Genomic DNA, 14,028 nt, shown 5'->3' with positions numbered 1-14,028 from the left:
TTCCCCGAACGTAGGGTGCGCGAATCGTCCCGTCTGCGATCTTCATGACCTCTTCACAACAACCGGGACTCACGAGTTGTCGGTGACCGTGTCGAGCCCTTCCTCGACCACGGCGGACAGCGAACGCATGAAGGTGGCGCTCACGTGGTTGTCGTCGAAGTTGACCAGCAGGTCGCCGACGACGGGCGGGCACTGGTCCTCGGTGCACAGGTGGTCGCTGAAGTCGAGGAACGACACGTTGGCCGGCACGTCGAGCCGCGCGTACGGCGGAACGGGTGCGAGCAGGTCGGCACGGGGTGCGCCGCAGCGGGCCGCGGGACCGTGCACCTGCACGCAGTCCAGCACTGAGAAGCTGTAGCGGGGGTTGTCGCGCACCGCGACCACCGGGATCTGCTCGGCGTCGAGCTGGCGCCAGCGCTCGACGAACCCCGGCGGTGTCTCCTCCGTCAGTCCTACCTGGACGTTGCGGGAGGCGAGGGTGAAGACGAAGTCCGGGCGCAGACCGATGATCTCGGTGGCCGCGCTCTCGTTCCACCGCAGGCAGGACTGGTCGCCGGGCACCTTCTCCGACCGCGTGGAGAACGGGCAGGCGCCCTTGAGCATGGCGATCAGCTGCCAGTTCCGGCGCTCCGCGATCGGTGCGAACGCGGCGAGGTACTGCTGGATGTGCGAATCGCCGACGAGCACGACCCGTTTGGCCGGGGTGCCTTCGACCGGGCCGTAGCAGATGTCGAGTTCCTGGTTGTGCACCGACTTCGCGCAGTGCTGGCCGTCGAGCGCGGCGAAGTCCGCGGCCGGGATCTGCGCGGCCACCTCGCGTGGTCCCGTCGGCTGCAGGACGGTCGTCGCCACCAGGAGCGGGACCAGCAGGGCGGTGAGCGTGCGTGCTCTGAACCGGGACCTGCGCACGGGTTCCTCCACCAGGTGGTGCGTGACCGCCGCGAGCACGAGCGACGCTCCGATGATCGCCAGCCCGTCCTCCAACCCGACCTCGTCGCGGCCGCTGAGCACGAGCCAGCCCACCAGCACCGGCCAGTGCCAGAGGTAGAGGGCGTAGCTGAGGTCGCCCAGGTAGCGCAGCGGCGGGGCGGCCAGCAGGCGGTCCGCGCCGACCCTGCTGCCGGTGGTTCCGGCGACGATCACCGCGGCGGCGCACGTCGTCGGCCACAACGCCAGGTAGCCGGGGAATCCCGCGCCCACGTCCAGCACGATCCCGCAGATGACGAGTCCCAGCAGGCCCGCCCAGCCCAGGATCGTCCTCAAAGGACTTGAGAGGTCGATGCGTGACACGGCCAACGCCAGCAGACCGCCGAAGGCGAACTCCCAGATCCGCGTCGCCGTGTGGAAGTACGCCAGCGGCTGGTCGACGGCGGTGAGCCACACCGAGTAGCCGAGCGAAAGCGCGAAAACCACTGCCAGCACCCGGAAAAGCGATCGGCGCAGCAGTGTGACGACCAAGACCAGCAACGGCCAGATCAAGTAGAACTGGCCCTGGATCGACAACGACCAGAAGTGCTGCACGACGCTCGCCTGGTCGTGTTGCGCGTAGTAGTCCGTGGAATCCGACGCCAGCTGCCAGTTCTCCAGGAACAGCGCGGACGCGATCACCTCCCGCACGGTCTGCGGCCATCGGTTCTCCGGCAGCAGCACCGCCCCGGCCACCAGCACCGCGCCGAGCACGACGACAGCGGCGGGCAGCAGCCGTTTGGCCATCCTGCTCCACAACGCGCGCAGGTCGAGCCGTCCTCGCCCGGTGGCCCGCACCAGCTGTCCCGTCACCAGGAACCCGGAGATCAGGAAGAACACGTCGACGCCACCGGACACCCGGCCCAGCCACACGTGGTAGACGACCACGAGCAGTGCGGCCACCGCGCGCAGGCCCTGCAGTTCCGGGCGATAGGTCCGGTCCGGCGCGCGCACCGCCGTCTTGTGATCACTACCCAACACGCCTGCGAGGCTGACGTCCGGGCGCGTTCCAGTAAATCCGTGGCAACACCCAACTTCACCCCCGCACCACCCCTCCGGACGGCCGGGAGTTGAGTGAGCGGACGGATCGTCAGCAGGGCCACGACCAGGGAGTCTTGGTGTCATGGTCCACACAGACCGACCCACCCGCACTCGACGACCACTGCCCTGGGTTCTGCTCGGGGTCGCACTGGCCCTGCTGATCGCCGGAATCACCGCGCCGCACGCACTTCTCGTCGCGGCCGGACTGATGCTGGCCGGGCTGATCGGCCTCGGCCAGAAGCCTTGACCACATGTCCGAAATGGGTGTCGCACCCGATGGTCCTGGCCGGCCGTCCCGCAGAGACTTCCACCAGGAGACGGGAGGCGACCATGTCCATCGCGGGTCAACTGGGGGCTGATGCCATGCAGGCACGCGACATCGCCATCAACGTTCCGACCGTGACGGTCGACGACCCGGTCACCAAGGCGGTGCGGGTGATGGCGGTCAACCGGCTGCCGGGGCTGATCGTGGTGGACGACCGCGCCCGCCCGTGGACGGTGCTGCCCGGCACCCAGGTGCTGCGGCTCGCGGTTCCCCAGGCATATCAGGAAGATCCCGCGCTCGCCCGCGTCGTCGACGAGGGGCACGCCGACCTGTTCTGGATGGAACTGAGCGACCGCACCGTCGGCGACGTGGCACCGAACCAGCGCGCCAAACCCGCGACCGTCCGCGCCGACGCGACGCTGCTGGAGGTCGCCGCGCTGATGGCGCGCCAGCACAGCCCGCTCGTCGCCGTGGTCGACGACGAGGGCGCGCTCGTCGGCGCGATCACCCTCGACCGTCTCATCACCTCGCTCGCGGTCTACACCGCCGAGGACTGAACCCCAGGGCCATCTGTCCCCGTCACCGCCGGCGCGCTGAACTCGCGCCGGCGGTGACACCCATCCCGTTGGGAGATCCGTGAGCGCCGCCCTAGCCCTGACGATCTTCCTCGTCGCGTTCTTCCTCATCGCCACCGAGAAGGCGAACAAGGTCAAGGTCGTGCTGGTGGCAGCCGGGCTGATGGCCGTGTTCGGCCTGGTCCCGGGCTCCGAGGTGTTCTACTCCGAGCACGCGGGCATCGACTGGAACGTCCTCTTCCTGCTGTTCGGCATGATGATCATCGTCGGGATCGTCAAGCAGACCGGCGTGTTCGACTACCTCGCGATCTGGGCCGCCAAGAAGGCGCGCGGCCGCCCGTACCGGCTGATGGTGATGCTGATGGCCATCACCGCGATCGCGTCGCCGTTCCTGGACAACGTCACCACGATCATGCTCGTCGCGCCGGTCACGATCGTCGTGTGCAACCGGCTGCGGATCGCCGCCCAGCCGTACCTGATCGCCGAGGTGCTCGCGTCCAACATCGGTGGCGCGGCGACGTTGATCGGCGACCCGCCGAACATCATCATCGGCAGCCGGGCGGGCCTCACGTTCACCGACTTCCTCGTCCACATGGCACCGATCGTCGCGGTCGTGTTCGTGGTGTTCGTGCTGCTCACGAAAGTCCTGTTCCGCAAGTCGTTCCAGTACAACGCCGAGCACGTCGAGGCCGTGATGTCGTTGCAGGAGCGGCGGGCCATCACCGACCCCGCGATGCTGCGCCGCTGCCTGATCGTCTTCGCGGGCGTGGTGGCCGGGTTCGGCCTGCACTCGGTGCTGCACCTCGATCCCGCGATCGTCGCCCTGGTCGGCGCGGGCGTGATGCTGCTCGTGACGCGGGCGGACGTGAACGACGTCCTGGCCGAGGTGGAGTGGCCGACGCTGACGTTCTTCATGGGCCTGTTCGTGATGGTGGCGGGACTCGTGCACACCGGCGTCATCGAAACCGTTGGGACGTGGGCGGTCTCGGCCTTCGACGACAACTACTTCGCCGCCGCCACGGCGTTGTTGTTCGGTTCCAGCGTGCTCGGAGCGTTCTTCGACAACATCCCCTACGTGGCAACGATGACGCCGGTGGTCGAGGGCATGGTGGCGGAGATCCCCGACACCGGGACCGGCCGCGCGCTGTGGTGGTCGTTCGCCCTCGGCGCGGACTTCGGCGGCAACGGCACCGCGGTCGCCGCCAGCGCCAACGTCGTCGCGCTCGGCATCGCCGCCCGCGCCGGGCACCGGATCAGCTTCTGGCAGTTCACCCGCTACGGCATCGTCGTGACGCTGGTGAGCACCGCGATGGCCTGGGGTTACGTGTGGCTGCGGTACTTCTAGGCGGCTTGGCGCAGCGCGGGCGTCACCCACGCCATCACGACGCCTATCAGCAACACCGCGAGGCCGGCGGCGAGTCCTGCCCGCGGATCACCGGCCGCGACCGACAGGACACCGGCCAGTGCCGCGCCGAGCGGCTGACCGAGACCCCAGGCCACCATCCGGCCCGTGGTGTTCACCCGCGACTGCAACTCCTCCGGGCACACCTGCTGCCGGTAGGTGATCCCGTTGATCACCACGAGCGCGCCGGTGATGCCCCAGTACGTCGCGGTCAGGCAGAGGACGATCCAATGCCCGCTCACGAGAACGAGGACTCCGCCGAGCAGCGACAGCGGTAACGCGGCCAGCGACACCTTCGCGTTGCCCCACCGCGCCGTCACCCGCGGGAACAACCGGGACGCGATCACCGCGCCCACGCCCCAGCAACTGAACAGCACGGCGAGCCGGGCATCCCCTTTCGGCGCGACGCCGAGCACCTGGTCGGCAAACGGCACGAGCACCGCCATCCACGCACCGCTGGCGACGGAGTGCGTGGCGCCCACGAGCGTGAGGATGCGGATCACCGGCTCGTCCCACAGGAATCGCAAACCTTCACGCACGTCTTTGGCGAGTTCGCCCGCACCGCGCACCGGCCGTGGATTGGCCATGTTGCTGGTGATCGCGCGCAACAACAACGCCGACCCCACAGCCGTCAACGCGTTCACGGCCAGCAGTGCCGCCGGAGCAACGATCGCCACGAGCAGACCGGTCACGCCCGGCACGACGAGTTCCACCACGGTCGTGCGCCCGTAGAGCTTCGAGTAGGCGGTGGTCAGCTTTTCCTTGCCCACCAACGCCGGCAGCGCCCCGAAGTTGGCGGCGTCGAAGAACACGAACGCCGTCTGCGTCGCGAACGCCACCACCACGACGTGCGGCGCCGTCAATCCGCCCGCCAGCCACGCCAGCGGCACGCTCAGCAGCACGGCGGCGACCGTGAAGTCCATCGCCACCATCATCAGGCGGCGGTTCAGCCGATCCGCGAGCGCGCCGGCCAGCAACCCGAACACCAGGTACGGCAACGCTTCCGCCGCCGTGACGGCCGACGTCCAGCCCGCAGACCCGGTCTGCTGGTAGACCAGCACGGGCAGCGCCACCGCCGACACCACGGCGCCCACCACGGACAACACGCGTGCGGACAGGTACCGGCTGAAGTCTCGCTCGGTACCCACCCCTGTCTTCTCGACCTCCACCACTACTCCCCCACCCCATCGCCGTACCGGGCGGCGATCGCCGTCGCCCGTTCCCTCAGCGCGGCACGCAGCCACTGCGGCCCCACGACTTCCGCCCCCGCCGACAGCCGCCACACCGCCCACTCCGCGTGCCGTGAGTCCTGGAAGGTGACCTCCATCCGCAGCCACTCCCCGTCCGGCTCCTCGGCGAGCACGGCCAGAGCGGTGCCCGCCAGTTCCTCCTGCCGGGCCGGGTGCACGCGCAGCACCACGGCGACCTGATCCCCACCGGTCCGGAACCGCGTGCTGCGTTCCTGCCAGGCCCGGTCCAGGTCGACCCGGTCGGCACGTTGCGCGGGTTCGTCCAGCTCCTCGGCTGCCAGGATCCGGGACAGCCGGTAGGTGCGGTCCTCCCCCGACCTCTGGGCCAGCAGATACCCCTGCTCCCGCACGGTGACCAGGCCGATCGGGTCGACCGTGCGCCACTCGGGAGCCTTCTCGTGCGCCTCGTAGTGGATCCGCAGCCGGTGTCCCGCGAAGACCGCGCGCCGGACCTCCGCCACCACCGCGTCCGGCAGCTCCTCCTCGACCGCACGACGGGACAGCAGATCGGTCTCCGGGTCGATGAGCAGCCGTTCCGCCGCACCGGCCGCGGTCTGCCGGTAGCTCTCGGGCAGGGCGTCGACCACCTTGAGCATGGCCGAGGCGAGGGCCGATCCGAGTCCGAACACCTGGGCGCCTCGTCGCGAACCGGCGACCAGCAGGGCTAGCGCCTCGTCGTGGTTCAGGCCGGTGAGCTCGGTCTGGAAACCGGGCAGCAGCGCGAAACCGCCGTGCCGGCCGCGTTCGGCGTAGACCGGGACGCCCGCCGCGGACAAAGCCTCGATGTCGCGCAACACCGTCCGGGTGGAGACCTCCAGTTCGCGGGCCAGCGCCGTCGCGGACAGCTGACCGTGCCTGCGCAGCAGCAGGACCAGTGAGACCAACCGGTCGGCGCGCATGCGAAAACCCTACGGGAATACACGACACAGGATGTCGTGTATTGGTTGCGAGGCTGCACAGCGACATCCGAGAACCTGAATGGAGCTGTTGTGGCTGTGGAACGAACGCCGATCAACCCGTGGCCCTGGTCGGCGGAGCTGGGGTACCACCAGGGCGAGGTCGTCACCGGGCAGACGCGGACGCTCTTCTGCGCCGGCCAGACCTCGATGAACGCCGACGGCAAGCCCGAGCACGCCGGTGACATGACGGCGCAGCTGGCGTTGAGCCTCGACAACCTGGAGGCGGTGCTGGCCGGGGCGGGGATGTCGCTCGCGAACCTGGTGCGCCTCAACGTCTACACCACCGACGTCGACCTGCTGTTCCAGCACTACGGCGTGCTGGCGGCGAGGCTGGGCCAGGCGCGGGTGGCGCCGCCCACGACGATGCTCGGCGTGACGCGGCTGGCGATCCCGGACCTGATGATCGAACTGGAGGGAACGGCGGTCGCGTAACGGCTTCGGCGGCGCCGACCAGGTCGGCGCCGCCGGACGGTCAGCCGAGCCCGATCTGGCCGAAGAACGCCTGGTTGTCCCAGAAGAGGAACTCCTCGTCCATCGTGCCGCGCCGGTTCCACAGGCCCACGGTGGCCATGTTGATGGCGTACTGGCGTCCGGTGGGCTGGATGAGACCGCCCTTGCCGTCCGGCATCGGCCGCGTGAAGGTGCCCTTCATGACGCCCGCGACCGCGCTCAGGCCGCCGTTCGCGACGCGCAGGTAGTGCGACTCGATGCGGGTGTCCGGTGCCCAGACGAACAGGGCCTTGAGGTCGTCGACGTGCTTGTCGATGCCGTCGGTGTAGTGGCCGTCGGGCCAGTGCACGCGGATGTTGCGGGCGTGGCTCTCCCCCAGCCGCGCCCACTTCTGGTGGCTGAAGACGTCGAAGTCGAGCTCGTCGAACGTCCGGAGGTTCTCCCGTTCCTCCCTGGTCAGGTCCTTGGCGAACGGCGGGTTCGGCACCGGCGTGGTGGCCGGGTCCGGCAGCGGCGTCCACGGCGAGTACCCGGCAGGAGCGGCGGCCTCGGCCACGCCACCGGTCACGGCCGCCAGCGCCATCGCGCCGAACGCGGCGGTGCTTCCCTGGGTGATGAGCGAACGACGGTTGAGCATCTCGTGCACCTTCCACTCGGTGTGTGCACGAGAGCCTGGCACTAACTTTTCGTTAGCGCTATAGATTCAGCAGCGCTGTGATCTAGCTAGCACCGATCTCGATCGACTCGATGGCGGCGGCCGCGAGCGGGGTCGCCGTCTCGGCGTAGCGGGTGGCCAGGGACTGGAACAACTGCTCGGCCTCGATCGCGGGCCAGTCGCCCGCGAGCAGTTCGGCCGGCAGGTGCGGGTCCTGCCGCACGAGGTCGAGCCAGTCGGCGTGCAGCAGCAACTGGCGGGCCAGGTCGTCGGGCAACGAGCTGTCCGGCTCACGCCACTTCGTCAGGAAGTCCTGGTAGCGGGCGGCGATGGCGGCCGTGTCGAACGCGCGGCGCGCCAGGTCCGCCGCCTCGGTCGGCTTGGCGTGCTGAGCGGTGAAGACGGTGACGTTCTCCGCGAGCCCCTCGACCAGCTCGGTCACGTCGCGTGCGCCGGGGGCGATCCACAGGCCGTTCTGCACCGGTCCGAAGCCGGCCCACTGCAGCTGCGAGCGCAGGTCGTGCCGTTCGCCGCGACGGCCTTCCGGCAGCGAGAACCCGACCAGGGTCCAGGTGCCGTCCCAGTCGCGGTTGACCGCGCCGGTCTGCCAGATGCGGCGCTCACCGTCCCTCAGGACGTCCGTCGCGCGGGACGTGAGTCCGAAGTAGACCTTGCGGCCGTTGCGGTGCTTGGTGAGCAGCCCTCGCGAGGCCATGCGCGTCAACGTCGAGCGCACCGCCTCCTCCGAGACGTCCACGCGCCCGAACACGTCGATCACGCTGCCCGAGTAGACCGCGATACCGCGGTCGAACACGTACAGGCCGAGGAAGTTGAGCATCAAGGACTGGGGTGTCACGCAGCTCACGATACATGTTGGGCAGCATCTAGACGAGCGTCATGAATATGCCCTACTTTGGGTCGCGACCCCAACGGAGAGGACTCGCCTGATGGAGCTGTCGGACAAGGTCGCGATCGTCACCGGCGCCGGCCGCGGGCTGGGCCGGGCGTACGCGGAAGCGTTGGCGCGCAACGGGGCCAAGGTCGTGGTGAACGACGTGGACGAGTCCGCGGAGGAGGTCGCCGCGAGCATCGGCGGCCGCGCGGTGATCGCCCCGGTCGGATCCGCCGAGACCGCCGACCTGCTCGTCGCGGCCGCCGTGGAGGAGTTCGGACGGCTCGACGTGCTGGTCACCAACGCCGGCATCCTGCGCGATCGCGTGCTGTGGAAGATGACCGACGACGACTTCGACGCCGTCATCAACGTGCACCTGCGCGGCACCTTCACGTGTGCCCGCGCGGCGGCGGTGCGGATGCGCGAGCAGGGCACCGGCGGCAGCATCGTGCTGATCTCGTCACCCGCCGGACAGCGCGGCAACTTCGGGCAGACCAACTACTCCGCTGCCAAGGCCGGGATCGCCGCCATGGCACGGACCTGGGCCTTGGAACTCGCCCGCTCGGACATCGCCGTCAACGCGGTCGTCCCGGTCGCCGCCACCGAGATGACGCGGACGATTCCGGCGTTCGCGCCGTTGATCGAGGAGTCCGAACGGACCGGTGCGCCGCTGCCCGAGTGGGTGCGGCGTGACGAGGGCCTGGGCACCGTCGAGGACGTCGCCGACCTGATCGTCTACCTCGCCTCGGACGCGGCGAAAGGCGTGACGGGACAGGCGATCGGCATCGGTGGCGACCGGCTCGCGCTGTGGTCGCACCCGGCCGAGAAGCAGGTCCTGTTCGCGGACGGCGGCTGGAACGCCGCGGCGATCGCCGAGCGGTTCGGCGAGTTCGAGGCCGAGACCTACGGGATTCCGATGCCGGTGGCGCCGTGAACGTCGACGACCTGATCGCGATCGACGTCCACACTCACGCGGAGATCTCCAGCGACGGCCACAGTTCGCTGAGCCCAACGCTGATCGAGGCGTCCGCCAAGTACTTCAAGGCCGCGCACCGGCAACCGACGATCGCCGAGACCGCGCAGATCTACCGCGAGCGCAAGATGGCCGCGGTGATCTTCACGGTCGACGCCGAGCACGCCACCGGCCACCCGCGCATCTCCAACGAGGAGATCGCCGGGTCCTGCGCCGAGCACGCCGACGTGCTGATCCCGTTCGCGAGCGTCGACCCGTGGAAGGGCCGCACCGCCGTCCGGGAGGCACGGCGGCTGGTCGAGGAACACGGCGTGCGGGGCTTCAAGTTCCACCCCAGCCTCCAGGACTTCTCCCCGGACGACCGGATGGCGTACCCGCTCTACGAGGTGATCGAGGAGCTGGGCGTGCCCGCGTTGTTCCACAGTGGACAGACCGGGATCGGCGCCGGAGTGCCCGGCGGCGGTGGCATCCGGCTCAAGCACTCCAACCCGATGCTCGTCGACGACGTCGCCGTGGACTTCCCGCACCTGCGGATCGTGCTCGCGCACCCGTCGTTCCCGTGGCAGGACGAGGCGCTCGCGGTGGCCACGCACAAGCCGTTCGTGTACATCGACCTGTCCGGCTGGTCGCCGAAGTACTTCCCGCCGCAGCTCGTCCGCTACGCCAACACCCTGCTGCAGGACAAGGTCCTGTTCGGCTCGGACCACCCGGTGATCACCCCGGACCGCTGGCTCGCCGACTTCGCCAAGCTCGAGATCTCGGACGAGGTCCGGCCCAAGATCCTCAAGCACAACGCCGCCCGTCTGCTCGGACTCGTCAAGGAGGACGCGTGACCATCTCCGTACAAGGAATCGCCGAACTCAAGGCCCTGGCGGGCAAGAGTCTCGGCCACACCGACTGGCTGCAGATCGACCAGAGCCGCGTCGACACGTTCGCCGCCGCCACCGACGACCACCAGTGGATCCACGTGGACCCGCAGCGCGCCGCCACCGGACCGTTCGGCGGCACGATCGCGCACGGCTACCTGACGCTCGCGTTGCTCATCCCGTTGATGACCGAACTGCTCGACGTCTCCGGCGTGCGGATGAGCCTCAACTACGGACTGGAGAAGGTGCGGTTCCCCGCGCCGGTGCCGGTCGGCTCCAAGATCCGGTTGCTGGGCCGGGTCGAGTCGGTCGAGGACGTGCCGGGCGACGGCGTGCAGCTCACCGTCGACTTCACCGTCGAGATCGAGGGCTCCGCGAAGCCCGCTTGTGTCGCACGTGCCGTCTACCGCCACTACGCATGAGGTGAAGTCATGGCGACAACAACGCAGTTACGCCGTGCGGTCGCGTCGAGCTTCCTCGGCAGCGTGATCGAGTACTACGACTTCCTGCTCTACGCCACGGCCTCCGCGGTCGTGTTCAACAAGGTCTTCTTCTCCTCGCTGGACCCGCTGGTCGGCACGATCGCGAGCTTCGGCACGTTCGCCACCGGCTACCTCGCCCGGCCGCTCGGCGGAGTCCTCTTCGGACACTACGGGGACCTGCTGGGGCGCAAGAAGATGCTCGTGCTGACCATGAGCCTGATGGGTGTGGCGAGCTTCCTGATCGGCCTGCTGCCCACCTACGCCCAGGTCGGCTGGCTCGCGCCGGCCGGACTGATCCTGCTGCGCGTCGTGCAGGGCATCTCCGTCGGCGGCGAGTGGGGCGGCGCCGTGCTCATGTCGGCCGAGCACGCCACCTCCCGGCGCGGGCTGTGGGCGAGCTTCACCAACGCGGGCGCGCCGTGCGGCATGGTGCTGTCGACGCTCGCGTTGTCCGGCACCGCCGCGCTGACCGGCGAGAAGGCCTTCCTCGAGTGGGGCTGGCGGGTGCCGTTCCTGCTGAGCCTGGTGCTGCTCGGCATCGGCCTGTTCGTGCGGATGAAGGTCGAGGAGACGCCGGTCTTCCAGGCGGAGCGCAAGCCGGGCTCGATGCCGTTGCTCGACGTGCTGCGCAACCACCCGCGCACGCTGTTGCTCGGGATCGGCGTCGGCCTCTCGGCGTTCGTCGCGCAGTCGACGTTGACGACTTTCATCCTCGCCTACGGCGTGCAGGCGGGTAACACCAGGCAATCCATCCTCAACGCGCTGACGTTGTCCTCGGCGCTCGCGGTGATCGGCATCCTCGGCTGGTCGGCGGCGTCGGACCGGTTCGGGCGCAGGCCCGTCGTGCTCGCCGGCGCCGTACTCATGGCGGCGTTCGGGTTCGTGTTGTTCCCGTTGGTGGACAACGGGTTCGTGGTCATCGCGCTGGTGCTCGGCCAGGCCGTGATCCACCCGATGATGTACGGGCCGCTCGCCGCCCTGTACAGCGAGCTGTTCAACACCGGCAGCCGCTACACCGGCGCCTCGCTCGGCTACCAGCTCGCGGGCCTGGGCGCTGGACTCGCGCCGTTGCTCTTCGCGCAGGTGCAGAGGTCCTCCGGCACGGGCGCGATCCCGTTCATCCTCGCGGCGTTCTGCCTGCTCACCGTCGTGTGCACGGTGATCCTGCGGGAGACCAGCCGATCCAGCCTGACAGGAGACAGGAATGCGGAACTCGGGGCTGGGCAGCTGGCCGCACCGCCGCGCGCGCATGGCGCCGAAGCGTGAAGCGCTGACCTACGAAGGCGTCTCCACGACGTACGGGGAGCTGGCCGTCCGCACGACCCGGCTGGCGTGGCGGTTGCGGGAGCTCGGCGTCCGGCACGGTGACCGGGTCGCGTACCTCGGCCCGAACCACCCGTCGTTCGCCGAGACGATGTTCGCCACGCACCAGTTGGGCGCGATCTTCGTGCCGTTGAACTTCCGCCTCAGTCCGGCGGAGATCAACTACCAGCTCGGCGACTGCGGAGCGCACGTGCTGGTGCACGCGCCTTCGCACGTCGTGGAGCACCCACGGGCGGTGTCGCTCGCCGCGTACGAGGACTGGCTGCTCGGCGGTTCCGACGAGCCGCTGGACGAGCCGGTCGGCATCGACGACGTCGCTCTGATCCTCTACACCTCCGGCACCACGGGCAGGCCCAAGGGCGCGATGCTGAGTCACGCCAACCTGTTGTGGAACACGTTCAACCTGATGATCGGCGTCGACATCGCCTCCGACGAGGTCGCGCTGGTCACCGCTCCGTTGTTCCACGTCGCCGCGCTCACGCAGACGCTGCTGCCCACCTTCGTCAAGGGTGGGCACAGCGTGATCACCTCGCGCTGGGACGTCGCCGAGTGCGTCTCGTTGATCGAGACCCATCGCGTGACGTGGATGTTCGGTGTGTCCACCATGTACGCCGACCTGGCCGGTTCCCCGTTGTGGCACACCGCGGACCTGTCGTCGTTGCGGGTGCTGCTGTGCGGCGGGGCGGCCGTGCCGGACGCGGTGATCGGCGCCTATCAGGACCGGGGTCTGGTGTTCTGCCAGGGTTACGGCCTCACCGAGACCGCGCCCGGTGCCACGTTCCTGGAGGCCTCGGACAGCGTGCGCAGGGCGGGCTCGGCCGGGCCGTGCGTGTTCTTCGGCGATCTGCGGCTGGCCGACACCGGCGAGATCGAGGTGCAGGGCCCCAACGTCACGCCGGGCTACTGGAACGACCCGGTCGCCACGGCAGCCGCGTTCACCGGCGACGGGTGGTTCCGCACGGGCGACCTCGGGCGGCTCGACGACGGTCACCTGTACGTCCTGGACCGGCTCAAGGACATGTACATCTCCGGCGGTGAGAACGTCTACCCGGCCGAGGTGGAGAACGCGATCACCTCGCACCCGGACGTGGCCGAGGTCGCTGTCGTCGGGGTGCCGGACCAGCGCTGGGGCGAGGTCGGGCGCGCGTTCGTCCGGCCCCGCGACGGCGCTGTGGTCGACGCGGCCGGGTTGCGGGAGTTCCTGTTGCCGCGCCTGGCGAAGTACAAGATCCCGGTGCACGTCGAGGTGGTGTCCGAACTGCCGCGCACGGGGTCCGGGAAGGTCCTCAAGCCCGCGCTGCGCCGGTTGCCGCTGTGACCTCGTGCCGGGCCAGGATCGTCTGGACCGCCTCGTCCACCGAGTTGGCCATGGCCTTCTCGGTGGGCGACCAGTTCATCAGCAGCATTCGCGGCCAGAACGCGAAGTTCGAGATCATGCCGAGGAACTGGGTGGCGGCCAGGATCGGATCCGGTACCTCCAGGGTGCCGGCGGCGTGCTCGGCGGCGAGGTAGTCGCGGACCGCGTCGAAGAACGGCTGTTTGCCCAGCTTGAACTGGGTCTGGCCGAGTTCGGGGAACCGCGGTGCCTCGGCGATGACGATGCGGAACAACGCGACCATGCCGGGCCTCGTCAGCAGCGCCACGTACCGGTTGCCGAGCGCTGTGAGCCCCTTCACCGGATCACCGGGCTGCGGGGTGAGCGCGCCCTCCTCCGTGCGCCAGTAGTCCGTGACGATCGCGTCGAACAGCTCGGCCTTCGTCGGGAACTGCTTGAACAGCGTCGCCTTCGACACCCCGGCCGCGTCGGCGATGCGCGCGAGTGAGGTCTTGTCGTAGCCGGATTCCAGGAACAGCCCCGTCGCCGCGTCGACGATCGCCGTCCGCTTCTGCTCCGCCATGCGTTCGTGGTAGGTCGGCACGCCGTCCAGT

General features: G+C 69.3%; 15 protein-coding genes. 9 read left to right on the top strand and 6 right to left on the bottom strand.

Features of this window, described 5'->3' with window-relative positions; all coding sequences use genetic code 11:
* Positions 1-69 precede the first annotated feature (69 nt).
* Positions 70-1,947: an acyltransferase family protein gene (locus ACIQF0_RS09735; RefSeq protein ID WP_401026739.1), complete on the bottom strand. Its 1,878-nt coding sequence runs from the start codon at positions 1,945-1,947 to the stop codon at positions 70-72.
* Positions 1,948-2,089: 142 nt separating this feature from the next.
* Here ACIQF0_RS09735 and ACIQF0_RS09730 point away from each other — a divergent pair, with 142 nt between their 5' ends.
* From ACIQF0_RS09730 to ACIQF0_RS09720, 3 genes are all read left to right on the top strand, one after another.
* Entirely contained in the window at positions 2,090-2,254 is a 165-nt protein-coding gene (locus ACIQF0_RS09730) for a hypothetical protein (protein WP_401026736.1), read from the top strand.
* Between the two features lie 83 nt (positions 2,255-2,337).
* Complete coding sequence (locus ACIQF0_RS09725; protein ID WP_401026733.1) at positions 2,338-2,829, top strand: CBS domain-containing protein; 492 nt, start codon at positions 2,338-2,340, stop codon at positions 2,827-2,829.
* Positions 2,830-2,908: 79 nt separating this feature from the next.
* Entirely contained in the window at positions 2,909-4,192 is a 1,284-nt protein-coding gene (locus tag ACIQF0_RS09720) for an SLC13 family permease (protein WP_401026730.1), read from the top strand.
* Here the strand turns inward: ACIQF0_RS09720 and ACIQF0_RS09715 are convergent.
* Complete coding sequence (locus tag ACIQF0_RS09715; RefSeq protein ID WP_401026728.1) at positions 4,189-5,397, bottom strand: MFS transporter; 1,209 nt, start codon at positions 5,395-5,397, stop codon at positions 4,189-4,191. The two genes, ACIQF0_RS09720 and ACIQF0_RS09715, sit on opposite strands and share 4 nt — an antisense overlap.
* 23 nt (positions 5,398-5,420) lie before the next feature.
* The gene (locus tag ACIQF0_RS09710) at positions 5,421-6,398 is read right to left on the bottom strand and encodes a helix-turn-helix transcriptional regulator (protein ID WP_401026725.1); all 978 of its coding nucleotides are present in this window, start codon (positions 6,396-6,398) and stop codon (positions 5,421-5,423) included.
* Positions 6,399-6,494: 96 nt separating this feature from the next.
* Between ACIQF0_RS09710 and ACIQF0_RS09705 the strand changes: the two genes are divergently transcribed.
* Entirely contained in the window at positions 6,495-6,890 is a 396-nt protein-coding gene (locus ACIQF0_RS09705) for a RidA family protein (protein ID WP_401027772.1), read from the top strand.
* Between the two features lie 40 nt (positions 6,891-6,930).
* On the opposite strand, the gene ACIQF0_RS09700 is transcribed toward ACIQF0_RS09705, so the two are convergent.
* The gene (locus ACIQF0_RS09700) at positions 6,931-7,545 is read right to left on the bottom strand and encodes an ester cyclase (protein ID WP_401026722.1); all 615 of its coding nucleotides are present in this window, start codon (positions 7,543-7,545) and stop codon (positions 6,931-6,933) included.
* A gap of 82 nt (positions 7,546-7,627) precedes the next feature.
* The gene (locus tag ACIQF0_RS09695; RefSeq protein ID WP_401026719.1) at positions 7,628-8,419 is read right to left on the bottom strand and encodes a PaaX family transcriptional regulator C-terminal domain-containing protein; all 792 of its coding nucleotides are present in this window, start codon (positions 8,417-8,419) and stop codon (positions 7,628-7,630) included.
* Between the two features lie 91 nt (positions 8,420-8,510).
* On the opposite strand from ACIQF0_RS09695, the gene ACIQF0_RS09690 reads away from it, so the two are divergent.
* The 5 genes from ACIQF0_RS09690 to ACIQF0_RS09670 are packed head-to-tail and all read left to right on the top strand — an operon-like array spanning position 8,511 to position 13,417.
* On the top strand, positions 8,511-9,389 hold the full coding sequence (locus tag ACIQF0_RS09690) for an SDR family NAD(P)-dependent oxidoreductase (RefSeq protein ID WP_401026716.1): 879 nt from the start codon (positions 8,511-8,513) through the stop codon (positions 9,387-9,389).
* Positions 9,386-10,261 (top strand): amidohydrolase family protein, encoded by an 876-nt coding sequence (locus tag ACIQF0_RS09685; protein WP_401026714.1) that lies wholly within the window; start codon positions 9,386-9,388, stop codon positions 10,259-10,261. The genes ACIQF0_RS09690 and ACIQF0_RS09685 overlap by 4 nt, the downstream gene beginning before the upstream one ends.
* Entirely contained in the window at positions 10,258-10,716 is a 459-nt protein-coding gene (locus tag ACIQF0_RS09680) for a MaoC family dehydratase (RefSeq protein ID WP_360030010.1), read from the top strand. The genes ACIQF0_RS09685 and ACIQF0_RS09680 overlap by 4 nt, the downstream gene beginning before the upstream one ends.
* 9 nt (positions 10,717-10,725) lie before the next feature.
* Positions 10,726-12,042, top strand: a complete 1,317-nt coding sequence (locus ACIQF0_RS09675; protein ID WP_401026710.1) for an MFS transporter — start codon at positions 10,726-10,728, stop codon at positions 12,040-12,042.
* Entirely contained in the window at positions 11,981-13,417 is a 1,437-nt protein-coding gene (locus tag ACIQF0_RS09670) for a long-chain fatty acid--CoA ligase (RefSeq protein ID WP_401026708.1), read from the top strand. The genes ACIQF0_RS09675 and ACIQF0_RS09670 overlap by 62 nt, the downstream gene beginning before the upstream one ends.
* Here the strand turns inward: ACIQF0_RS09670 and ACIQF0_RS09665 are convergent.
* Positions 13,386-14,018, bottom strand: a complete 633-nt coding sequence (locus ACIQF0_RS09665) for a TetR/AcrR family transcriptional regulator (protein ID WP_401026705.1) — start codon at positions 14,016-14,018, stop codon at positions 13,386-13,388. The two genes, ACIQF0_RS09670 and ACIQF0_RS09665, sit on opposite strands and share 32 nt — an antisense overlap.
* Between the last annotated feature and the right edge of the window lie 10 nt (positions 14,019-14,028).

The sequence above is a fragment of the Lentzea sp. NPDC092896 genome (genome assembly GCF_044754905.1).
GTDB lineage: Bacteria > Actinomycetota > Actinomycetes > Mycobacteriales > Pseudonocardiaceae > Lentzea.
The sequence above is the reverse complement of the archived record's forward strand: the minus strand, read 5'-3'. Positions and strand labels throughout refer to the sequence as shown.

Excerpts from the sequence above, each read along its gene's own strand:
- ACIQF0_RS09730 (WP_401026736.1), top strand. The coding sequence starts at position 2,090 with ATGGTCCACACAGACCGACCCACCCGCACTCGACGACCACTGCCCTGG.
- ACIQF0_RS09725 (WP_401026733.1), top strand. The coding sequence starts at position 2,338 with ATGTCCATCGCGGGTCAACTGGGGGCTGATGCCATGCAGGCACGCGAC.
- ACIQF0_RS09710 (WP_401026725.1), bottom strand. The coding sequence starts at position 6,398 with ATGCGCGCCGACCGGTTGGTCTCACTGGTCCTGCTGCTGCGCAGGCAC.
- ACIQF0_RS09700 (WP_401026722.1), bottom strand. The coding sequence starts at position 7,545 with ATGCTCAACCGTCGTTCGCTCATCACCCAGGGAAGCACCGCCGCGTTC.
- ACIQF0_RS09690 (WP_401026716.1), top strand. The coding sequence starts at position 8,511 with ATGGAGCTGTCGGACAAGGTCGCGATCGTCACCGGCGCCGGCCGCGGG.
- ACIQF0_RS09675 (WP_401026710.1), top strand. The coding sequence starts at position 10,726 with ATGGCGACAACAACGCAGTTACGCCGTGCGGTCGCGTCGAGCTTCCTC.
- ACIQF0_RS09670 (WP_401026708.1), top strand. The coding sequence starts at position 11,981 with ATGCGGAACTCGGGGCTGGGCAGCTGGCCGCACCGCCGCGCGCGCATG.